Here is a 22693-nt window from a genome sequence, read left to right on the forward strand (position 1 = left end):
AAGCTGGCGCAGGTCAGTAAACGTCTGCATCGTCATTACGGCCTGACCACGCACATTAATGAGAACCTGTACGACGCGCTGACTGATGCCTGCCTGCTGCCGGACACCGGGGCACGCAATGTTGACAGCCTGCTGAACCAGCAGATTCTGCCGGTGCTGAGCCAGCAGTTGCTGATGCATATGGCAGCGGGGCAGAAGCCGCATACCCTGACGCTGGGCTGGGATGAGGAAGAGGGCATAGTGCTCGAGTTTGACCGGACAGAAGGAGTGCACGCATGAGCAATAATCCCCCGCTAAGATTCAGCCACAGCCATCACCTGCTTTCGGTGAAGGGCTGCGATGCAGGGCTTGATGTGCTGGCGTTTGAGGGTGATGAAGCTCTGAGCACGCCGTTCAGCTACCGTACTGAATTCACCAGCGCGGACCATGCCATCAGCAAAGAGATGATGCTGATGAAAGCGGCTTCCCTGACGCTTCAGGCCCCGGTAGACCAGGGGTACGGCATCAAAATACAGCAGCCGGTGCGGGTGATTCAGGGCGTGGTCACGGGTTTTGAACGCCTGGGTACCTCAAAGGATGAAACCCGTTACGCAGTGACACTTGAGCCGCGTCTGGCCCTGCTCAGCCGCTCGCACCAGAACGCCATCTACCAGGATATGTCCGTCCCGCAGATTGTGGAGAAAATCCTGCGCGAGCGCCACGGCATGCGCGGCCAGGACTTCCTGTTCTCACTCTCAAAAGAGTATCCGCGCCGTGAGCAGGTGATGCAGTACGCTGAGGACGACCTGCACTTTATCACCCGCCTGCTGGGTGAGGTCGGTATCTGGTTCCGCTTCACCACCGACACGCGCCTCAACATTGACGTGGTGGAGTTTTACGACAGCCGGCAGGGATATGAGAAAGGCCTGACGCTGCCGTCGGTGCCGCCGTCAGGGCAGCACTCGCAGGGGGTGGACTCGGTGTGGGATATGGAGTGCCACCATAACGTGGTACAGAAGGAGGTCAGCACCCGCGACTACAACTACCGTCAGGCCTCGGAGGATATGAACACCCGGGTTGACGCAACCCGCGGGGATACCACCACCTACGGTGAGGCCTATCACTGGGCCGATAACTACCTTACACCCGGCAGCGCGTATGACCGCAACCCGGCCCCGGAGTCCGGGGCGTTTTATGCCCGCATTCGTCACGAACGCTACCTGAATGACCAGACGCAGACCGTTGCCTTCACCAGTTGTCCGGAGCTCTCTCCGGGTATGCTGCTGAAAGTCACCGGCGGGTACGAAGTGGCAGAAGTGTTTAACCAGGGCGTGGTTGTCACGGCGATGCACAGCCATGCGCAGCGTGATGCGGACTTTTGCGTCAGGTTTGACGGTATCCCGGACAGCCCGGATTTCAGTTTTCGCCCGGAACCTGGTTCACGTCCGGTGATGGCCGGTACCTTACCGGCCCGCGTCACCAGTACCACTGAAAATGACATCTACGGGCATATCGATAAAGACGGCCGCTACCGCGTCAACATGCTGTTTGACCGTGAGAACTGGGAGACCGGGTTCGAGAGCCTGTGGGTCCGTCAGTCCCGCCCGTATGCGGGTGACACGTACGGCCTGCACCTGCCGCTGCTGGCGGGCACTGAGGTGGCGATTGGTTTTGAGGACGGCAACCCGGACCGACCGTACATTGCCGGCGTGCTGCACGATTCGGCGCACGGCGACCACGTCACCATCCGCAACTACAGACGTAACGTGCTGCGTACGCCGGCGAACAACAAAATCCGCCTCGACGACGAGCGCGGGAAAGAGCATATCAAGGTCAGCACGGAGTACGGCGGCAAGAGCCAGCTCAATCTCGGCCATCTGGTCGACAGCGAGAAACAGCAGCGCGGCGAGGGGTTTGAGCTCAGAACCGACAGCTGGGGCGCCATCCGGGCGCAGAAGGGGATTTTTATCAGTGCTGACGGCCAGGCGAAGGCGCAGGGGCAGGTGCTGGAGATGGAGCCTGCACTCGCACGGCTTTCAGCAGCATTAGTGGAAATGGAATCCCTTGCTGCCTGCGCACAGCAGGCTCAGGCTCTGGCTGCCGATGTTGGCCGTCAGCAAAAACTCCTGAAGCAGAAAATCGAACAACTGCATGAAGAGGTGATTCTGGGCAGTGCGCCAAAAGGCATGGCACTGGTGAGCGGCGAAGATATGCAGCTATCAGCCAGTGATAATATGACGCTGACAGCGGGTAAACAGCTGGATGTCGGTGCGCAGAATGACTTTACGCTGGCGGCCGGTAAACAACTCAGCCTGTACAGCCGTGAAGGAGCAAAACTGTTCAGCTCGCAAAACGACATTGATATTCAGGCGCAGGGCGGAAACATCACCACGTGGTCCACACAGGATACGCATGTTTCAAGCGGCAGGAAAATGGTCATTACAGCACAGGACGAGCTGACGCTGATTTGTGGTGGCGGCTACATCAAAATCAAAGGCGGGAATGTTGAGATTGGTGGTCCGGGTAAACTGCTGATTAAGAACACGGGCATCAGGAAAGCGGGCACGGGCAGTATGCAGGGGGTGATGAAGTCGTTTGAACCTTCTACGTTTGATGAGAAATTTGTCATCAGAAATGCATTAACCCAAGAGCCGCTTCCAGGAAAAGCCTATAAAATAACTATGCCAAACGGGTCAGTTGTCACTGGTATAACAGACGCGCAGGGCGCAACGACGCTTAATTCTTCGGATTTGATAGATGATATGATAATAACACTTACCGGTCGTTAAATAATATTAATGGAATACATATGTTAGGATTAATACTCTTTATAATGTGTTTATATTCTCTTGTAATTGGTAGCATCTTATATATTTTTGTTGGCTTTTTGCATAAACCTATTAATGGTGGGTGGAAAAAAGCAGGCAAGTGGTGTATGTGTGTGGTTTTATCATATTTCATTATATATATCCTCCAATCACATGGTGTCCCAGTAATAAGATAAGTGGCGGCTTGTCTAATAGATAAAAAAGGATGCTTCTAATGAGTGAAAAAACAGATACAACCAGGGCTTTAGAGTTAAAGTATGACGACAATGGAAAACCTTCATGGCGTTCATGCCCTTCTCATAAAAATATAAAGGTCCGCGGAGGATGTGATTTACCTCCTCATCTCCCTGGTTTGATAATACTCGTCCATGGGGTTAACTCAACAGGTGAATGGTATCAAAATGCGGAAGAGTCTCTCTGCAAAGGATTAAATGACAGGTTAGGGCTCAATGGTTCTCAATTTGAATTGAAGCCGAACAAATATAGTACAGATTGTGAGAAGGAGGAAGGGAAAAGTAACTCGTCACCTTCACCTTTAGCTCGTAGAAAACTTATTGAAAATTCTGAGCGCTCTCCAATCATTCGATTCTATTGGGGGTATTCTTCTGTGAGGGGGGAAGAGGATAAATATATTATCCCGTTAGCTAATGCGGATGGTGAAGATTATCATGAAATGAAAAGAACAGGTATAAAACAAGATGACATTCAAAAAAAAGGGCCATATATATGGGGAGGTGGCCCATTCCAAAATGGCACGAATAACTTACACTCGCTTTGGAGTGACTATGGATTCGATGAGAATCTGGCGGGAATCTCTGGAGCAAAACTTCAGTATCTCAATGAAGATAAAGATAGACTTTTAACAAATGCTCCACCAAGAAAATACTATTCACATGCAGCTAAGAGATTAGCAGATCTTTTAGACCTTATCCGGGATAAATATCCAAATGATACGGTTAGTATTATCTCTCATAGCCAAGGGACAATGATTTCGCTAGCCGCAGTCGCATTAGCAAAAAAAGGGCCAGATACTCTTTTTATATTAAACTCCCCTTATGCAATGCATAATAGCCAGCTTAATGAGCTTTCAATTCCTCAGAAAGAGAGAATTTCTCCAAGCGGACGCGAAAATACATTATCATCAATAATTGAAAAAATTGCAAAGCAATCCACGCATCTGTCCTCTGTGGGTTATAAAGGGTTATGTGTAGGCAAGTTTACTGATAAAACGAATTGGAAGCCTGAAGGTGAGAATGTAATACGGGCTGGAAAAATACAAGAGCGTGATAATCATGGCAGAACGTATATTTATTTTTGCCCTCATGACCGAGTTATGGGGTCATTACCGCTTCGCTCGATAGGGTGGCAAGGGCTACCTAATGATAAAAATGGTAATCCACATCCATTAATTGTGAAATTTAAAAATAATTTGTACCAGAGGATGTTGGCCAGGAATACGCCATGCGGTTCTTATCCTGATAAGCAGACACCATTTGGTACTTTACCTGATGGAAAACCATTTTGGGATGATGATGGTGATAAATATCAAAGTAGTAGCATTACATATCCTGACCCTCCAAAATGGCAAACAGTGTTTGTAAATGCAGAGAAAGTCCCTGAGCCTATTAATCCCAGTGAGCTGGCCGAATTTGACGAAACCAGAGTAGGTAAAGAGCATGGCTCAAAACAACAGGATGGGTGGGGTGAGATAGCCCCTAAAACTGGAAAGAAAAATGACAATACATATGATAACTATGTCAATTTATATCCAAACCAAGATGTCGTAATCGGCTATAAGGAGCTTCCAAGTGGTTATGTGCAAGAGATAACAAGGAAGGAAACTTTCGAAGAAAAAGATAAAAGGTTACGAACTTATGTTTCTCAACCAACAGATCACAGCACACTGCCCGGAAACAAGGAATTTATGACCAGAGTAGTAGCTTATGATTTACCGATAGGTTACTGCGATGCTACATGGGATAAAGAATTTCTTTCAACGCTCCGATATCTTGCTGATTGGACCACTGGCGCAGACCCTTATATGAACACTGGGGTTGTTGAAAGAATTAATGAACCTTCAATGATAAGTCGGGAAACGGGTATCGAGGAAATTATTCGAGAAAAGGCAAAGGAGTATGGTTATTAAATGAGTAGATACGTCGTTGTTTTAGGGGATGCCACTACGCATGATGGTAAAGTTACATCAGCCTCATCCAGTTTCGATATAGCCGGTAAAAATGCCGCACTTTTGAATGATACCGTCAGTTGCCCGGAACACGGTATGAATAAAATTATTGAATGCGATGTTTCTGCGTATGAAGAAAACGGGCGTGGAATTGTATTGCATGGCTGCAAGACGCAGTGTGGTGCGAGTGTCATTGCAAGTTATGCAGCTATCAGTCAGTGATAATCTTACGCTGACAGGGGGTAAACAGCTGGATGTTGGTGCGCAGAAGGACTTTACGCTGGCGGCCGGTAAACAACTCAGCCTGTACAGCCGTGAAGGGGCAAAACTGTTCAGCTCGCAAAACGATATTGATATTCAGGCGCAGGGCGGAAACATCACCACATGGTCCACACAGGATACGCATATTTCAAGCGGCAGGAAAATAGTCATTACAGCACAGGACGAGCTGACGCTGATATGCGGTGGCGGCTACATCAAAATCAAAGGCGGGAATGTTGAGATTGGTGGTCCGGGTAAGCTGCCGATTAAGAACGCGGGTATCAGGAAAGCGGACATAGGCAGTATGCAGGGGGTGATGAAGTCGTTTGAACCTTCTACGTTTGATGAGAAATTTGTCATCAGAAATGCGCTGACAAAAGAACCTATACCAGGTAAAGCGTACAAAATCACCATGCCAGATGGTTCTGTTGTTTCCGGTATTACAGATGCTTCTGGAGCAACGTCACTCAATTCTTCTGATGTTATCGGCAATATGATTATCAGCTTAGTAAAGGCGAATTAAGATGAGATGGAATCAGTCAGACAGGAAAGTCCTTACAATTATAGCCATTATTGGTGTATTCCTGTATGCCATTTATAAAGGCTTACAGTTCCTGGCAGGAGCCAGTATGGGAGCCAGTTTTGGGGTGGGTCTGGGAGGAATGAGCGGTTCTCAGAAGGTAGAAGAGTCACGAAAAGTTGAAACAGATGCTCCTGCTCAAATTATTTATCGCATAGATAAAAATCGATACCTGACGCTGGAAAACTACATATCCTGTGATAGGGGTGGACAAGTATATTACAATGACTCTCAGAGGGGAATAAAAACACACCTGGGATGGGATAACGATTTTTATGATTTCTCATATCGCCGGGGAAATAATATTGCGGCTTATCAAGGCTCTATTATTAATGGGGCGGATAATGGTTATCTGGCATTCCCTGGCGCATCTACCAGACAATATTGTGGTAGTGGAAGGTCAGAAACAGGTTGCCCTGTGTTTTTCTTCTTTTCAGCAGATCATGGTAACACATTTATATATAAAATTGTAGCTATGGAATACAGCACCCCAGAACGTTTTAGTCAGCTTAAAGTAGTAGTAGCTAATGATGGTGTTTATCTAAGGGATGAGTCTAAAACGGAGGATAGCTATTCTCGCCCTACAGGTCTCAATGACCTTAGCTCAGTGAATAAATTAAGGTTTTCTGACGGCAATTTAATCAGTGTTTATGATGACTGGCAGAAAAAAATTGATGAGTTAGTGAAAGAAGAACTGATAAGAAAAAAAATGCCCTATGCAAACGAGTATGGACCTAGATTTCATATATTCGACTATCTCAGAACATTAACGCCACCGAAAACACATGAGGAAAGGAATTTAATGGCAAACGAATTGTCTGAAATCCAGATTAGGATTGAAGATGAAGTTTATAAAGATGGAATTAAATTTCCGAAGCTTTCAACGTCAAGTATTGATGTTAAATATCAATGTAATAAAAATATTAAAGCTAAAGCCATCACATATACTAATGAGTCAAATGGGAAAAAGGAGGTGGTGAAAAATGAACAATAATTATGAACCTGTTCGGGAACTTGAATGTAAGTTTGATGATAATGGGCATCCTTCCTGGCGTTCATTTCCCTCTCATAAAAATTGCCAAATCAGAGGTGGGTGTGATTTACCTCCACATTTGCCTGGAATTATTATTCTTGTACATGGTGTTAACTCGACAGGAGAATGGTTTTCAATTGCTGAGGACAAAATTTGTGAAGGCCTGAATAAGAGACTTGGATTAAAAGGGACTGATTATAAACTGGTGGCTAATAAATATTTTCTGATGAAAAAATAGAGATTGAACCTCTTATAGAAAGAGATTTGCCTGTGCCTAAGAAGGAAACCTCTCCAGTCATTCGCTTTTACTGGGGGTATGCTTCACCTAAAGGTAATGAAGATAAATATGATATACCGTTAGCCAATAGGAAAGGCGTTGATTACCATCACTTAAAAAGGCAAGGCATGCCTCATGAAAATATTATTGCTCAGGGGCCATTTTTTTGGGGCGGCGGGCCATTCCAGAACGGTACAAATAATCTGCACTCTTTATGGAGTGAGACAGGGTTTAAAGAGAGAGTAGCAGGTATCAAAGTCCAGTGGTTTAATGAAGACAAAGATCGCCTGTTAACCAATGCGCCACCGCGATAATACTACGCGCATGCTGCAAAACGCCTTGCAGACCTGGTTGACAGTATTCGTAATAAATATCCCAAAGATACAGTAACCATTATTTCTCACAGCCAGGGAACCATGGTTGCAATGGCTGCGGTAGCGATAGCCAGGAATGCACCTGATGCATTATTTGTACTTAATTCTCCTTATGCACTGGATCATAACGATCTTAATGGGGCGTCACTTCCGGCAGATGAGTGCATTTCGCCAGAAGGGCGGCAGAATACGTTATCTGCCATCATTGATAAGGTGGCTTCCAGAAAAAATCATTTATCATCACTGGGCTATGAAGGGCTTTGTGTCGGACAGACGGCAGATAAAAAGAACTGGCGACCAGATGTCGCTCTTGCCAGTGAAAGTGGCAGCAGTCTTGCCGAACGAGATAACCACGGACGCACTTATATTTACTTCTGTCCTCATGATCGAGTTATGGGGTCACGTCCGCTACGCTCAATTGGCTGGCAGGGATTACCCAATAATTCTCAGGGGCAGCCTCATCCTCTGCTGAAAAAGCATCAGGGAAATTTATTTCAGCGCATGCTGGCTCGCAGTACTCCATGTGGCGAAGCGCCAAATCCCGCAACACCTTTTGCAAAATTGCCGGATGGTAAACCGTTCTGGGATGATAAAGGCGACAAGTATCAAAGCAGTAGTTTCACCTATCCAGATCCTCCGGAATGGCAAACGGTTTTTATTAATGCCGAAAAGGTACCTGAACCTATAGATGCTGCAAAATTAGCTAATTTTGATGTATCACGTGTTGGAGCTGAACACTATGACAGACAGATAGATGGCTGGGGGGAAATTAATCCGGATAAAAATCTAAAAAACGACAATACCTATGACAATTACATCAATTTATACCCCAATCAGGATATTGTGATTGGATTTAAAAATGTGGGAACTGAATCTGAGCCCCGAATGGTGCCTGTGACCCGTAAGGAGACATTTGAAGAAAAGGATCTTCGCATAAGAACCTATGTTTCTCAGCCCACAGATCATAGTACTCTTCCTATGCGTGCTGATTTCATGTCTCAGGTGGTGGCATATGATTTACCGATTGGGTATTGCGATGCAACCTGGGATAAAGAATTTATGGCAGATTTACGGCGAAAAGCGGACTGGACGCAGGGAGAGGATCCTTATCTCTCCAGTGGAGAGCCAGACAAAGTACCTGAACCTGATTTAATTAGTCAGGACACTGTTGTTGATGAATTTTATAAAGAGCAAAGTAAGCTGCCAGCATATAGAGCTGTAAATAAAGCATAAACACACTTCGGTAGGTTGTTGTTCAGTGAGTTTGCTAAAATTCAACGCTATATATTCAGTTGTTTTCTTCGAATTAAAGGATTAGCAAATGGGGAAATTTGTCGTCGTTTTAGGGGATGCCACTACGCATGGTGGCAAAGTCACATCAGCCTCATCCAGTTTCGATATATCCGGTAAAAATGCCGCACTTTTGAATGATACCGTCAGTTGCCCGGAACATGGTATGAATAAAATTATTGAATGCGATGTTTCTGCGTATGAAGAAAACGGGCGTGGAATTGTATTGCATGGCTGCAAGACGCAGTGTGGTTCGAGTGTCATCGCAAGTATGCCGGATATGGAGGTTGGCTGATGGGATGGTCTCTGCCGGAAGTGCCTGAAAAAGAGCAGGCACCATCCTGGTCACCGTGGAACTGTCTGTTGATTATTATTCTCGGACTTTTCACCGGGCTGCTTGTTGCTGTACTGAAATCTCCGGCGACAGGGTTACTTTCATTGAGCAGTGGGGCCTGGTTGCCACTGACGGCCTGGACATTTGCGGGCATTTCGGCTGCCATCGCGGTCTACACTTTCAGGCAGGAAATGCTGGCAGTTCGTGTCTGGAACTGGAATGAGTGGTGCCGGAACATGCGTCTGAAGTGGCGCTTACGTGCACAACAGCATCTTGTCATTCTCAGCCATGTTTTCATTACTGCCGATACGGGACTGTTAGATCGTCTCGCACATACGCAGGAAGAGGAAAGTGCAGACACATCGCCTCTCACGATGTTGCCAGACGAACCGCTTACACCCGGTATTTCACGTTTTGAGCAGCTGCTTCGTCATCTCATTGCTCAGATAATGCCCTCGATTCGGCGGCGATATCCTTCCGGCCCACTCCAGATTATTGTTCAGACCAACGGTAGCGACAAAGACCGTGAATCTCAGTCATTCTATCGTATCTGGTCAGCAGGTTCCCCTCCCTGGAAAGCTGAGATTCATTTTCAGGACGCAGACTCATCCTTTGATGGCTGGAATCAATTTGTGGCGTCAACAAAGCGGCCCGTACTGGTACTGGCAATGCACTATCGTTTGCCCAATGATGTTCTGCCGGAATTTGCCAGCGCGTTATTTTTGATGCCACCATCGATGCTGAATCCGGGTGAGCAAAAAAATGCATTACGGCTTTTCCGGGCGATGCCGCTCAACACCCGTATGCTTGCAACGGAACTCACTGAATTACGGGATATGGCCCTCACGTCTGCCAGCAAGAAACACCTTGTCTGGCACAGTGGGCTCTCAGATGCGCCAAGACAGTCAGTGAGCAGGGTGCTGAATGATCTGTCGGTTCCTTTGTACGATAGCATTGGCACTGGCGGTGTCATTGACTATGACACCGCCAGTGTCCGGTATGGCGGTCTTGCTGGCTGGGCAATGACTGGCGCTGCGGCTGAGATGGCTGCTTATGGCCCCACCAGCCAGTGGCTTCTTCTCGAAGGTGAAGACGATGCCTGGGCTGTGTCGCTCGGAAACGCCGCTCCTGCAGTCGGGCATGATCATTTCGTGATTCAGCCTCCCTTTCCCGGGGGATCTGTTCTTATGGCATTACTGCTTAATGCTGGGCTGTACAGTCTGATGATCCGCTATTTCCCTTCAACTGCATTCTCCTGGGCAGGGATCTCTCTTCTTCTGCTTTCAATGATTGTGACATTGCCTGGGCTGGCCATTTTGCTGAGACGAATTACAGCCTGTCTTCAGCGCCCGGAATTTATCAGGGTTGCACGACACTCCGGAAAGGAATAACCGGCATGAAAAAGGTTTCAAAGCCACTGGGAGCAGGACTACTTATCGTGGCAGTTCTGCTGATGATACTCTTTATTTTTGCACAGACAGCGCAGTTACCGTCCGGTAGCGGTGACGATAATTTCTGGTATGTGCTGGCAGGTTGCATCATTCTGACCGCCACATTATGCACCCTGGTGTTCTTTACGTTGTCCAGGCAACAAAATCCCTATCCCGTTACGCCTGATGGTGAAAACAATCCCAACGAAGAAAGCGCGTCGGATCAATATGATTTTTCAGCACTGAGCAGGAATCTCAGAAGGCGGCACTCGTTCTTCTGGCGGCGTAAAGTCCGCCTGCTGCTGATCACCGGCGATGAAGCCGCGATTGAGCAACTGGTAGCCGGCCTGCAACAGCAGCAGTGGCTTGAAGGCAACCGCACCGTGCTGATTTATGGCGGCAGCCTGGCATCGGAGCCTGACCGCGAAAAATACACAGCGCTGCGTAAACTACGCCGCGGGCGCCCTCTGGACGGGATTATCCGTGTACTGCCCGAGTCGCTTAAGCTGACCCCACATATCAGCGACAGCGATTTACGCGGCCTGGAAAAAATCAGCGAACTGCTGCGTTATTCCGCTCCGGTCTGGCTGTGGCAACTGTGCAGCAGTCACTGGTCGCAGGGTACGCGTCCTGAGCAGGCGGTAGGCGCAAGCTTTCCACCACGCGCAAAAGAAGACGATGTGATCCGCCAGCTGGAACTGATGCTGCCGGCCCTGCGGACGCAGGGGATGAGTCAGGTCGCGGAAAACAGCAGCCACGACTTCCTGCTGCGCCTGAGCCAGCACCTGAACGACGGTGCTATTGCCCGCTGGGCTCAGCAGTTGCAGCCATGGCTCTTTGTTTCTCAGCAGCGCGTCCCGCTGCGTGGTCTGATGTTCAGCCTGTCGGAGAAGAAACCTGCCGGAATGTCAGCGGGAACAGCCGACGCTGAGAATTATGGATCACAGCGTCATGCCCTGACTCTGCCAGCAACCTGGCAGGGTATTGTTGACGACTGCACCCGCATACATGGCCGTCGTGTCGGTATGCGGTGGGAACGGGCGATGGCCTGGACACTGATGGCCATCATCAGTGTCTGGGGGGGAGGGACGCTGCTGTCGTTTGCGGTCAACCGGTCACAAATAGTTTCTGTTGCACAGCAGGCTCATGCTCTGGTGGAGCACCCTTCTGTATCGGATTACCAACTGACTGCCCTGCATGCTTTGCGTAATAATGCCGGTCGCCTGCTGCACCATATTCAGGACGGCACGCCATGGTATCAGCGCTTTGGTCTGAACCATGATCAGCAGTTGCTTGACGCAATGCTGCCCTGGTACGGGGTGGCGAACAACCGTCTGATACGTGACCCGGCAAATGAAGCGCTTAAGCAGAAGCTCATTGCGCTGGTCAATTCGGCACCCAACAGCGACCAGCGGACACAGATGGCGAAACCGGGTTATGACCAGCTGAAAGCCTGGCTGATGATGACCCGGCCGGATAAAGCTGATGGTGCATTCTACGCGCAAACCATGAAAACCGTGCAGCCGACGCGTTTAGGCATCTCAGCTGGCCTGTGGCAAAGCCTGTCACCAGATTTGTGGGCTTTCTACATCACCGAACTGCCAGCGCAGCCACAGTGGAAAACCACACCGGATGCGCAACTGGTCAGCCAGAGCCGCCAGGTGCTGTTGCAGCAAATTGGACGGCGCAACGCGGAAAGTACGCTGTACGAGAACATGCTCAAATCCGTGCGTCGTAACTTCGCCGATGTGTCTCTGGAGGACATGACCGGCGGTACCGATGCCCGTCGCCTGTTTACCACCGATGAGGTTGTGCCGGGCATGTTCACCCGTCAGGCCTGGGAGGGAGGTATTCAGCAGGCCATTGAGAAAGCGGCGAACTCCCGCCGCGATGAAATTGACTGGGTGCTGAGCGACAGCCGGAAAGCCGTCTCCTCAGACCTGTCGCCGGAAGCACTGAAAGCACGTCTGACGGAACGCTACTTCACCGACTTTGCCGGTAGCTGGCTGAGCTTCCTCAACAGCCTGCAACTTAATCCGGCAAACAATATTGCAGACGTCACCGACCAGCTGACGCTGATGAGTGATGTTCGCCAGTCACCGCTGATTGCCCTGATGAACACCCTCGCCTGGCAGGGGCAGACCGGCCAGAAGAGTGAAGGCCTGTCGGACTCCATCATCAAATCGGCTAAAGACCTGGTAGGCGGGAAGGACAAACCGGTAATTGACCAGTCAGCCTCAGGCCCGCAGGGCCCACTGGATGAAACCTTTGGACCGTTGCTGGCACTTATGGGTAAAAACAAAGGCAGCAACGTTATGTCGGCTGACAACTCACTGAGCCTGCAAACGTATCTTACCCGTATCACCCGTGTGCGTCTGCGTCTGCAACAGGTCGCCAGCGCCTCTGACCCTCAGGAAATGATGCAGAGCCTGGCGCAGACCGTGTTCCAGGGCAAAAGCGTGGACCTGACCGACACCCAGCAGTACGGCAGCCTGATTGCTGCAAGCCTGGGCGAAGAGTGGAGTGGTTTTGGCAGCACCATGTTTGTGCAGCCACTGACCCAGGCCTGGGAAACTGTGCTTCAGCCATCGGCAGCGAGCCTGAATGACAAATGGAGTCGCTCCGTGGTGGCGAACTGGCATACGGCATTTGACGGACGTTTCCCATTCGCTATCAGCAAGAGTGATTCCTCTCTGCCAATGCTGGCTGAGTTTGTGCGTAAGGATAGCGGACGCATTGAGCGCTTCCTGACCACGGAACTCGGCGGTGTGCTGCACAAGGAGGGCAGCCAGTGGGTGCCGGATAAGGTTAATAGCCAGGGGCTGAGCTTTAATCCAGCCTTCCTGCGGGCGATTAATCAGCTCACCCAGCTATCGGATATCTTATTTACCGACGGCAGTCAGGGCATCAGTTTTGAGCTACAGGCGCGTCCGGTACCGCAGGTGGTAGAAACGCAACTGACTATTGATGGACAAAAGCTGCACTACTTCAACCAGATGGCAGACTGGCAGAGCTTCCGTTGGCCTGGTGACACCTACAAGCCCGGAACCATGCTGACATGGACCACCGTCAATGCGGGCGCACGTCTGTTTGGTGATTACAGCGGAACCTGGGGCTTTATTCGCTGGCTGGATGAAAGTAAGAGAGAGCAGCTAGACCGCAGTCAGTGGATGATGAGTTTTACCGCCCCGGATGGTCGGACCCTACAGTGGGTACTGCGTTCACAACTGGGCAGTGGGCCGCTGGCGTTACTGGCACTCCGGGGTTTTACGCTGCCAGATCAAATATTCAGCGTCGACAGCGCGGCTATGGCGCAGGCGCTGATGACCAACACAGAAAACAGTGACATGGACGGAGTCGAATAATGGACGCTTTGCAGAATCTGGTTGTTGCCTTCCAGGCGGATGAAACCTTGCTGCGACAGCAGGCGCAGTCACGTATGGAAAGCTGGCAGCGCTGGCTTACCCCTATCAGTGAGATCAATCCTACAGGAGAAGACCCGGGTTATGACGATGATTTCCAGCGTATCCGGGAGGAGGTCAATAAACTTTCCGGCATTGATACCGGGCTGATTTGCCAGCTGGCTGAAAAGGTGCTGACCACAGAGGCCAAAGATGTCCGGGTTGCTACTTACTATTGTTGGGCGCGCTTGCACCAGGACGGTGAAACCGGGTTTGCTGAAGGGCTTGAGTTACTGGCGGGATTACTAACCCAGTATGGAACACAGCTCCATCCTCAGCGCGAGCGAAGCCGTAAACCGGCGCTGGAGTGGCTCGCAGGCTCTCGTCTACTTGACAGCCTGTTACTCTGGCCAGAAGTGGTACGCGACGATGCCCAGCGTACGACCGGTGCGTTGCTGCTCATCCGAGACAGTCTTGAAACTGAGCCTGAAGCGTCACGTCCAGATCTGAGTGCCCTGTACAGCGCGCTGGGAGCCCGCCTGATGAAAGCCGGTGGCGTGGATGCGGTAATACCCCAGAACGCCAGCAGTAAAACACGCGAGCATCCAGCATTTCATACGGCAGAACAGGACGCGCCAGTGCTGAGCCGCATCACGTCCGGTCAGGATTTGCTGGCTCAGGCCCGAACCCTGACGGGATATTTGCGTGAGCAACCTGATGGCTGGCTTGCCGCACACCGGCTGATGAAAAGTCTGCGTCACGACACGCTGAGAGCGATCCCGGCACCGGATGCCGAAGGGAAAACGCGCATCGAACCGCCGCGGGCTGACCAGCGTGCAATGCTTAAACGGCTGTATTTGCAACAGAGCTGGCTGGAGATACTGGAACAAGCGGACAGCACTTTCTCGCGTGGCGCCAATCATCTCTGGCTGGATTTGCAGTGGTACATCCATCAGGCCCTGATTAAATCAGGCCAGGATGTGCTGGCCGATATCATTACCGCTGACCTGAAAGGGCTGCTGCGGCGCCTTCCTGGACTTGAAACGCTGGCCTTCAATGACGGCACACCCTTTGCTGATGAGGTCACGCTGAACTGGATAAACCAGAGCGTGCTCGACGAGATGTCCAACTGGCGGGATGAACCTGTCAATGCCGTGAGTGAAACTGGCAACGATATTCTGGCCCTTGAACCGGAAGCTTTGGAGAAAGCGGACACGGATGGTCTGGATGCCACATTCCACTGGCTGCAGACGCGCCCGGGTACGGACTCAACGAAAGACAAATGGCTGCTGCGCCTGCTGATGGCACGTGTGGCGGAGCAGAAGGGTAGGAATGAACTGGCCCTGCATCTGCTGGGTGAACTTGACGGTGCAGCACAGGCCATCACCCTCACTCAGTGGACACCGGCGCTGTTGTTTGAAGTGAAATCGCGCCGTCTCAGGCTGCTGCGCATGAAAGCCGCCCGCAGTGAAACCGACAAGTCACGGCTTCAGCCAGAGATGGACCAGCTTCTGGCGGGTCTGATTGCGCTTGACCCGGCAGGCAGTGCGGTGCTTTGCGGGTAAAGCGACTGACATACCTTTAAAACACACATATTCAGGTTCATATGGACGACTTAACCCTGCGTTATTACGACGCTGAAATGCGCTACCTGCTGGAAGCCGGCGAAGAATTTGCCCGCGCTCACCCGGAGCAGGCAGCAATGCTCAATCTCGATAAAGCGGGCGCGCGCGACCCATACGTGGAGCGCCTGTTCGAGGGCTTTGCCTTCCTGATGGGCCGCCTGCGTGAGAAGCTTGATGACGACCTGCCTGAACTAACTGAAGGGCTGGTCAGTCTGCTGTGGCCGCATTACCTGCGCACTATTCCCTCGATGTCGGTGGTGGAGTTCACTCCTGTCTGGCGTGAGATGAAAGAACCGATGCGTATTGCCAGAGGTTTCGAGGTCAATTCGCGGCCGATCGGTGAAAAAGGCACGCGTTGTCGCTACACCACAACTAAAGAAATAACCCTTCAGCCACTGGCGTTGGAGCATGCCCGCCTGTCGACTGATCCTGACGGGCGCTCTGTCATCAGCCTGCGCTTCAGTTGTAGCCATCTTGCTGACTGGAGCCGTGTCGATCTCAGCCAGATCCCGTTCTACTTCAACGCTGACGCACCGCTGGCCTGCGCCATGCATGAAGCCTTTACCATGAATACTGCGCGCCTGTGGCTACGCATGCCGGGTGACGCGGACAGAAGGCCGATGGACGGGTATTTCACCGCACTGGGATTTGGTGATGATGACAGACTGTGGCCGAAGGGGGACAGTAGTTTCAGCGGTTACCAGTTGCTGCTGGAGTACTTCACCTTTCGCGAAAAATTCATGTTTACGGGGCTGCGCGGGCTTGACAGCGTGGTCTTTCCGGCTGAGATCCCGTGGTTTGAAATCGACGTGGTGCTGGCGGAACGCTGGGAGCATGACTTCAGCTTTACCGAAAAGCACCTGCGCCTGAATTGTGTGCCGGTCATTAACCTGTTCCCGCTGGAATCCGATCCGCTGACGCTCAATTCTCTGCAAACCGAATACATGCTGCGCCCGATGCGCGTCCAGGATGGCCATACCGAGATATATACCGTGGATTCGGTGATGTCATCGAGCCAGCATACCTACGTGCCGTTTTCGAGCTTCCGTCATAAGGGAGGAATGATGCGTCATGAAGCACCGGAATATTACTACCACACCCGCGTGCGCCGCGGTCCGTCCGGCCTGCATAACACCTGGCTCATCCTTGGCGGCGAAGCATTTGATAATCATACCGTCCCGGAAGACGAAAGCCTGTCGCTGACGCTCACCGGCACCAATGGTCAACTGCCACGACGTGCGCTGCAAAGCACCGTGCTTGATACGGTGATGAAAACCACTTCGGTCAGCATTGCCGTGCGAAACCTGTGTGCGCCGACGCTGCCTTGTTACCCACCTGCGCAGGACCGTTTTCACTGGCGCGTACTGAGTCACCTTGGCAGCGGATTTCTGTCGATGATGGATAATGCCGACGTGCTGCGCGGTACCCTGGCGCTGTATGAATGGACCGACAGCGAGATGAACCGTCGCCGTCTGGAAGCCATCCTCGAGGTGAAGCACAGTGAAACGGAGCGCTTTGAACAGGGCTACCTGGTCCGTGGCGTGCAGATTGAAGTCACGCTGGACAGCAATGGCTTTGCCGGACGCGGCGACATCTGCTTATTTGGCGAGATGATGAGCCGATTCTTTGCGCTATACACTGACATCTATTTGTTTAACCGCCTGATTATCATTCTGCAACCGACCGGAGAACGCCTGGAATGGGAAGAGAAGCACAACCGCCGCATTCCCGGCTGAGCCCACGGCTGGAAGCCGACCTGCATCGTATTAACTTTTACCGTTTATGCCAGTTGCTGGAGAAGCGTAACCCGGGCAGGCCGCTGATGGGCTCGACCAGTCACCCGGGCGATGACCCGGTACGCTTTGCCCCGCATCCGGGGATGGGATTTCCGGCCAGTGAGCTGAAAGCCGTGGAGTATGATGAGGATGATGACAGCCGGCCACCACTTATCCGCACGACCTTTATGGGAATGTACGGTGTCGACTCACCCCTGCCGATGGCGTATCTCGATGACATCGCTCAGCGTCGGGAAGGGCATGACGCACTACAGGGTTTTCTGGATATTTTCAGCCATCGCATTCTGACGCAGTTTTACCGTATCTGGCGTAAATACTCTTATCCGGCCACCTTTGAACCCGGTGGTACGGACAGCATCTCGCAGTCACTGCTGGGCCTGGTGGGATTGGGTATTCCCGGCACAGCAGACCACATTGCCACACCAGTATCCCGTTTTCTGGCTCTGCTGGGTGTTCTACAGCAACCGGGCAAAACTCAGGAGGGAATGCAGGCGCTGGTGACGTTGCTGGCCCCGGATACCACCGTGAAGGTCAGTCCATACTGCCTGCGGCCGGTGGAAATGGGTCAGCCGCTGGGCTTTTACGGTGATGACGATTTTCTGCTGGACGGCAACACGCCACTGGGTGACGAAGCGATGGATGCGGGTAGCCAACTGCTGGTTGCGCTTACAACGGATAATGAACAGGAGGCACAGGGCTGGAAGCCGGACGGTCTGCTGTATCAGGACTTTCTGGTGATGCTTCGTGTCTGGCTCGGCTGGCGTTTTAAAGCAAAGCTCACCCTGACCACACGGACCCGACTGCTGGCCGTTCCGCCGCTTGGCGAAGGCCCTTTCTGGCTCGGGATGAACGGCGTGCTGGGTGCTGATGAGGGGGAACTTAAAGACGATATCCCACCGACCTTTACGACGGAACTGGGCTATTACACTGGCCTGAAGCCGGCAATACCACAACAAGGAAACCGACGTGTTACGTACAAGTTTGATTAAATCCGCAGGCTGGTTGCCTGCACTGCTGGCGTTCAGCCTGACGGGGTGCGGGATGACGCAGGGTATCACCGATGGCACCAAATCGGCATTTAACGCCGTGTTCTACAAAAAAATTAAGATGCTGCACCTGGATTTCACGGCGCGTGAAGCGCTAAACACCGATTCCCGCGAAAGTAACTCACTCTCCGAGCCGGTGGTAGTTCGTGTCTATCAGCTGAAAGACCGTAAAATCTTCGATAAAACGGTTTACCAGCAACTACTGAACGATGGCGAAACTATCCTGAAAACCGACCTGATGGCGACCCGCGATGTGGTCGTAAAACCGGGCGGTGATACAAATCTTGATATGCCAATGGAAGAAGAAACGCAGTTTGTCGCGGTAGTCGGCCTGTTTCGTCACCCGGACCTGGTCAACAATACCTGGAAGCAGGTTCTAAAACGTGAAGATCTCGATCCGGATAAGCCGCGCATTCTGGAGGCCGGGAATAACCACCTGACGTTACAGCCATTGAAGGATGACTGATGCCAAAGGGACATAATGCGCCATCGCTGTATGAAATGCTGAGCGGCAATTTCTCAGGTGGCCTGAGCCTCAACCAGGTCAGCGAACAGAATCAGGTGATTTTATCAGTACTCGATAACATGCAGCGCATCCTCAACTGCCGCGCCGGTACGCTGGCTCACCTGCCGGACTACGGCCTGCCGGATATGACAAAAATCCTCCAGGGAATGCCCGGGACCGCCCACCAGCTGATTACCACACTGTCGGCCGTGTTGCTGAAATACGAGCCGCGCCTGAGCCGGATTAACGTGGTGATGCAGGAACAGATTCAGCCCGGTGAACTCCGCTACGCCATTGATGCGGAGCTGAAGGGGGTCGGGCTGGTGCGCTACGGCACGGAATTTATGCCCGAGGGCAGGGTATTAATCCGTCATCTGAAACAACAGCAATACCTCGATGCACGAGCCGCCATCTAGTTATTACTCAGGTTAAAACAGTTATGACAATAAATTCTGAACGCCAACTTAAAACCGGCGGGGATCCGCGCACGCTTGCGGATTACGCTGCCTTGCGCGACGAAATGAACAAGCTCACCCATCCGGCACGCCCGGATGTTAACTGGCAACACGCGGAAACGCTCTGTCTGTCACTGTTCGAGCATAACGGTGTGGAGCTACAAACGGCTGCCTGGTATACGCTCGCCCGCACGCATCTTGCCGGACTCTACGGCATGAATGAAGGGCTGGCGCTACTGGCTGCCCTGGTCGTCCGCCAGTGGGGTAGCCTCTGGCCACAGCCTGTTCATGCGCGAGTTGAAATCCTCAGCGCACTGAGCAAACGCCTCCAACAGGTGGTGAGAACGCTGACGTTGACGCATGCCGATTTAGGGCAGCTTTATCAGGCTGAGGAGAATCTGAAGGCTCTGAGTGACATGTTGCAGCGCCTCGAACTTAAGCATGCTGCTCAGCTTGATGCCCTGCGCTCGATGATGCAGAACGCAGCAGTGCGTCTGGAAAACAGCGAAAATACGGGCGTAAGTCTGCCGGGGAACGCGGTGGGGGCCGCGGAACTCCACATCACAGAACCGACAGAGCGTTGTAAAAGGGTTTATGTGGTTCAGCCCGAGCCGTTGCTGAATAAAGAGCCTCCTGTATCCGTGAAGCAGTGGAAGCCATTTGCTGCGGGTATGTTGTCCATGCTGGTGGCTGCCAGTGTTGTCGCAGTGGGATGGCAGATGATGCATGCGCCAGATTCGGCGCAAATGCAGCTGACCGCGTCCCTGGCTCCTATACCTGAAGGACTCTCTACAGCACAGTTGCAGGCGCTGCAACAAACGTCACCGCCACCTGAACCGGGGATCAGTAAGACACAGCAGATGTTAGCGCAGCTTTTACACCTGAAACCAGACTGGGCAGTAAGCTACGGCGACCGTCTGGTGCAGCAGGCGCTGACGCTGTGGCCTGAAGAGGCCAAACCCCTGGCGCAACAGTGGCACAAGCAGATTAGCGTTGCCGGACTTGCAGAATCAGATCTGAATGGCTGGCATCAGGGGATGACGCAGTTACAGCAGTTGACGAACAGGCTGAACGCACTGGATGAACAGAAGGGGAGGTATATGACGGTGAGTGAACTGAAATCAGCCGTGTTTGCCATGTCGCAGTCCTTCAGCCATACCGTTCCGCTTGAGGAGCAGCTTCGTCTGCTTTCCATTTTACCTGCCGGGCAACCCCTGTCAGCAGCGCAGCTAAACCAGACCGAACAGCATCTTCAGCAGTTGATTGCCAGCTATGCTCTGCTGAAGCACCAAAAAGAATAATGAGACTGGCGAAAAACACGGAGTTGACATGTCAGCAAGAGAGCGTTTTTTTAAGAAAGTGCAACAGAGTATCGGGGACAAACCGATCTATGTTAATACGGCTGAGGCCGAAGTCAGGGCGTTTTGTGAGCGGATGGAGGATCTTGCGCAGCAAATCATTACATGGTTTGAAGGTTCTGGTATTGAAATATTTTTATCTAAAAAACATATCACCGATTTAAGTACGGTTGGCTACAGCCTTAGTAGCGGTATATGTCGTTATGCTATTACGACGATCATTTTGCAAAATGGGGATCGCAGCGTCACCATTATGCCAGAACAGGTGATCAGGGGGTCGGAGAAGGGGTGTGTGACGATGAGTATTACTGTCCCCGATAGTCTGTCGGGGGCAAGGATATTCCATTTAAGCATGGCGCCTGAAGCAGGCTGGTATATTCGTCGCGGGCATCAAAGTGCAAAAGAGAATATCCTCATGACTGAGGACTGTTTTTTCCAGTCTATCGACTGTCTGGCCTGAACGTCAGCCACCCTAACGGGAGGGGCGTGCAATAACGTAGTTAATATATATTAACTACGTTAACTTATTAAGCACCACTAAACATCGGCACTCTACAGTATCTCTCCTTAAATATATAATTACCGTTATTGAAGGAGTATCAGTAACCAAACGACAAGCCAGATATTTACCGTAACACATGCTTTTTATCCGCCTTAAGTAAAACTGCACATATCAAACTGCAAAACAACAAACCAGCGACGAACGTGAGGACAAATTCGTATGGCAATGCTATAACCCTTAATGCCAACCAAAATATAATGCCCCAGGAAAACGTATGCTAAGAAATATTAGTGTCAGAACGTTCATTGTCTATTTCCTTTTATGTGTATTTTTGGTAAGTGATGGAGTTATAGCGCTATTTTCACGGAATTCTTCGCTTTTTATTGCAGTCATAATTGTACAATTCATCGCCTTATTTTTACTCTGGGCGTACATGACAAAATATCTTGTGACGCCGATCAATACTGTGAAAAAAAGTATTGAAGAAGTGACGTCAGGCAAACTTGGCGTGTCGATACCTGAATTTGGCAACAACTGTGCGGGACGTCTGATCCCGGGGATTAATAGTCTCTCCAGCAACATTGCAACGTTGGTCCGTGAGATCCGCGCCTCCTCGCAAACCGCGATGACCCTGTCAGATCAACTCTCTTCACGCAGCGCGCAGCTTTCCGTCAAAACAGAACAGCAGTCAGCTTCGCTGGTGCAAACGGCAGCCAGCATGGAAGAGATGGCTGCAAGTACAAAAAATAATGCCGACAATACCCGTTTAGCCAGCGAACAGGCGAATCTCGCGACGTTGCAGGCGCGTAAAGGCGGAGAGTTAATGGGGCAGGTCGCGAACAATATGCAGTCGATTACCGACTGCGCCCAGCAAATGACAGAGATTATCTCGCTGATTGACGGTATCGCTTTTCAGACCAATATTCTGGCGCTTAACGCCGCCGTTGAAGCGGCACGAGCGGGCGACCATGGTAAAGGGTTTTCTGTGGTCGCGGGCGAAGTGAGAAGCCTTGCGCATCGTAGCGCCGAAGCGGCAAAAAATATTAAGTCATTGATTGAAGTTACCAGCCATAACGTGACACAGGGCGTTAACGTGGTCTCTGAAGCCGAAAAAAATATGCATGATATTGTTACCGGTTCGGGCAATGTGAGCAGACTGATGGATGAAATATCCGCCTCAACATCAGAACAGGAAAAAGGTATTTCACAAATTACGCAGGCATTGTCTGAGCTTGAACGCGTAACGCAGAGCAACGTGTCGATGGTTGAAGAACTCAATGGATCGTCAGATGTGCTGCGCAATCAGGTGATTGAGCTCCAGACACGAACACGTAATTTCCGTCTGGAAAATGAGCTCCAGGCTGACAATGCGTTAAGAAGCCGCGAATGGGCGGTGAATTCCTGAGCGTATTCAGGACGATGACTCACATAATT

The 22693-nt window shown here is 51.2% G+C and carries 16 protein-coding genes and 3 pseudogenes; all 19 read left to right on the forward strand.

The features are described 5' to 3' along the window. Positions 1–279: pseudogene (locus ACOTZD_RS21190) on the forward strand (type VI secretion system ATPase TssH); the annotation flags it as partial. Beyond that, positions 276–2768: a type VI secretion system Vgr family protein gene (locus tag ACOTZD_RS21195; RefSeq protein WP_174402395.1), complete on the forward strand. Its 2493-nt coding sequence runs from the start codon at positions 276–278 to the stop codon at positions 2766–2768. The pseudogene ACOTZD_RS21190 and the gene ACOTZD_RS21195, both read left to right, overlap by 4 nt. Before the next feature lie 253 nt (positions 2769–3021). Further along, positions 3022–4953 (forward strand): T6SS effector phospholipase Tle3 domain-containing protein, encoded by a 1932-nt coding sequence (locus ACOTZD_RS21200; RefSeq protein WP_047365116.1) that lies wholly within the window; start codon positions 3022–3024, stop codon positions 4951–4953. Further along, complete coding sequence (locus ACOTZD_RS21205; RefSeq protein ID WP_174402396.1) at positions 4954–5214, forward strand: PAAR domain-containing protein; 261 nt, start codon at positions 4954–4956, stop codon at positions 5212–5214. Continuing rightward, a pseudogene (locus ACOTZD_RS21210) lies at positions 5180–5776 on the forward strand (DUF2345 domain-containing protein); the annotation flags it as partial. The gene ACOTZD_RS21205 and the pseudogene ACOTZD_RS21210, both read left to right, overlap by 35 nt. Position 5777: 1 nt before the next feature. Further along, positions 5778–6827 carry a T6SS immunity protein Tli3 family protein gene (locus ACOTZD_RS21215; protein WP_045344308.1) on the forward strand — a complete coding sequence of 350 codons (1050 nt, stop codon included), beginning with the start codon at positions 5778–5780 and terminating at the stop codon, positions 6825–6827. After that, on the forward strand, positions 6817–7104 hold the full coding sequence (locus ACOTZD_RS21220) for a T6SS effector phospholipase Tle3 domain-containing protein (protein WP_174402397.1): 288 nt from the start codon (positions 6817–6819) through the stop codon (positions 7102–7104). The genes ACOTZD_RS21215 and ACOTZD_RS21220 overlap by 11 nt, the downstream gene beginning before the upstream one ends. Positions 7105–7136: 32 nt before the next feature. Beyond that, positions 7137–8750 (forward strand): annotated as a pseudogene (locus ACOTZD_RS21225) (T6SS effector phospholipase Tle3 domain-containing protein). Between the two features lie 88 nt (positions 8751–8838). Continuing rightward, positions 8839–9102 (forward strand): PAAR domain-containing protein, encoded by a 264-nt coding sequence (locus tag ACOTZD_RS21230; protein ID WP_032648447.1) that lies wholly within the window; start codon positions 8839–8841, stop codon positions 9100–9102. After that, positions 9102–10532 (forward strand): hypothetical protein, encoded by a 1431-nt coding sequence (locus ACOTZD_RS21235; RefSeq protein WP_045347397.1) that lies wholly within the window; start codon positions 9102–9104, stop codon positions 10530–10532. The genes ACOTZD_RS21230 and ACOTZD_RS21235 overlap by 1 nt, the downstream gene beginning before the upstream one ends. A gap of 5 nt (positions 10533–10537) precedes the next feature. After that, positions 10538–13936, forward strand: coding sequence for an ImcF-related family protein (locus tag ACOTZD_RS21240; protein ID WP_421636366.1), 3399 nt, complete (start codon positions 10538–10540; stop codon positions 13934–13936). Continuing rightward, positions 13936–15537, forward strand: coding sequence for a type VI secretion system protein TssA (tssA, locus tag ACOTZD_RS21245; protein WP_058663420.1), 1602 nt, complete (start codon positions 13936–13938; stop codon positions 15535–15537). The genes ACOTZD_RS21240 and tssA overlap by 1 nt, the downstream gene beginning before the upstream one ends. A gap of 41 nt (positions 15538–15578) precedes the next feature. After that, positions 15579–17333: a type VI secretion system baseplate subunit TssF gene (gene tssF, locus ACOTZD_RS21250; protein WP_023324761.1), complete on the forward strand. Its 1755-nt coding sequence runs from the start codon at positions 15579–15581 to the stop codon at positions 17331–17333. After that, positions 17297–18382 carry a type VI secretion system baseplate subunit TssG gene (gene tssG / locus ACOTZD_RS21255; RefSeq protein ID WP_174402400.1) on the forward strand — a complete coding sequence of 362 codons (1086 nt, stop codon included), beginning with the start codon at positions 17297–17299 and terminating at the stop codon, positions 18380–18382. Before tssF ends, tssG begins: the two co-directional genes overlap by 37 nt. After that, the gene (gene tssJ, locus ACOTZD_RS21260) at positions 18360–18905 is read left to right on the forward strand and encodes a type VI secretion system lipoprotein TssJ (RefSeq protein ID WP_045333095.1); all 546 of its coding nucleotides are present in this window, start codon (positions 18360–18362) and stop codon (positions 18903–18905) included. The genes tssG and tssJ overlap by 23 nt, the downstream gene beginning before the upstream one ends. After that, complete coding sequence (gene tssE / locus ACOTZD_RS21265; RefSeq protein ID WP_045329930.1) at positions 18905–19360, forward strand: type VI secretion system baseplate subunit TssE; 456 nt, start codon at positions 18905–18907, stop codon at positions 19358–19360. The genes tssJ and tssE overlap by 1 nt, the downstream gene beginning before the upstream one ends. Positions 19361–19383: 23 nt before the next feature. Then, positions 19384–20700: a VasL domain-containing protein gene (locus tag ACOTZD_RS21270; protein WP_174402401.1), complete on the forward strand. Its 1317-nt coding sequence runs from the start codon at positions 19384–19386 to the stop codon at positions 20698–20700. Positions 20701–20728: 28 nt separating this feature from the next. Continuing rightward, a complete protein-coding gene (locus ACOTZD_RS21275; protein WP_023314232.1) occupies positions 20729–21217 on the forward strand; it encodes a hypothetical protein in 489 nt (162 codons plus the stop codon). Positions 21218–21533: 316 nt separating this feature from the next. Next, positions 21534–22664 (forward strand): methyl-accepting chemotaxis protein, encoded by a 1131-nt coding sequence (locus ACOTZD_RS21280; protein ID WP_022651306.1) that lies wholly within the window; start codon positions 21534–21536, stop codon positions 22662–22664. Positions 22665–22693: the final 29 nt, after the last annotated feature.

This window comes from Enterobacter cloacae complex sp. SHL022 (assembly GCF_049237785.1).
Lineage (GTDB): Bacteria > Pseudomonadota > Gammaproteobacteria > Enterobacterales > Enterobacteriaceae > Enterobacter > Enterobacter hormaechei_C.

Bases quoted from the DNA above. Each gene is read 5' to 3' on its own strand.
- ACOTZD_RS21195 (WP_174402395.1), top strand. From the start codon at position 276: ATGAGCAATAATCCCCCGCTAAGATTCAGCCACAGCCATCACCTGCTT.
- ACOTZD_RS21200 (WP_047365116.1), top strand. From the start codon at position 3,022: ATGAGTGAAAAAACAGATACAACCAGGGCTTTAGAGTTAAAGTATGAC.
- ACOTZD_RS21205 (WP_174402396.1), top strand. From the start codon at position 4,954: ATGAGTAGATACGTCGTTGTTTTAGGGGATGCCACTACGCATGATGGT.
- ACOTZD_RS21215 (WP_045344308.1), top strand. From the start codon at position 5,778: ATGAGATGGAATCAGTCAGACAGGAAAGTCCTTACAATTATAGCCATT.
- ACOTZD_RS21220 (WP_174402397.1), top strand. From the start codon at position 6,817: ATGAACAATAATTATGAACCTGTTCGGGAACTTGAATGTAAGTTTGAT.
- ACOTZD_RS21230 (WP_032648447.1), top strand. From the start codon at position 8,839: ATGGGGAAATTTGTCGTCGTTTTAGGGGATGCCACTACGCATGGTGGC.
- ACOTZD_RS21235 (WP_045347397.1), top strand. From the start codon at position 9,102: ATGGGATGGTCTCTGCCGGAAGTGCCTGAAAAAGAGCAGGCACCATCC.
- ACOTZD_RS21240 (WP_421636366.1), top strand. From the start codon at position 10,538: ATGAAAAAGGTTTCAAAGCCACTGGGAGCAGGACTACTTATCGTGGCA.
- tssA (WP_058663420.1), top strand. From the start codon at position 13,936: ATGGACGCTTTGCAGAATCTGGTTGTTGCCTTCCAGGCGGATGAAACC.
- tssF (WP_023324761.1), top strand. From the start codon at position 15,579: ATGGACGACTTAACCCTGCGTTATTACGACGCTGAAATGCGCTACCTG.
- tssG (WP_174402400.1), top strand. From the start codon at position 17,297: ATGGGAAGAGAAGCACAACCGCCGCATTCCCGGCTGAGCCCACGGCTG.
- tssE (WP_045329930.1), top strand. From the start codon at position 18,905: ATGCCAAAGGGACATAATGCGCCATCGCTGTATGAAATGCTGAGCGGC.
- ACOTZD_RS21270 (WP_174402401.1), top strand. From the start codon at position 19,384: ATGACAATAAATTCTGAACGCCAACTTAAAACCGGCGGGGATCCGCGC.
- ACOTZD_RS21275 (WP_023314232.1), top strand. From the start codon at position 20,729: ATGTCAGCAAGAGAGCGTTTTTTTAAGAAAGTGCAACAGAGTATCGGG.
- ACOTZD_RS21280 (WP_022651306.1), top strand. From the start codon at position 21,534: ATGCTAAGAAATATTAGTGTCAGAACGTTCATTGTCTATTTCCTTTTA.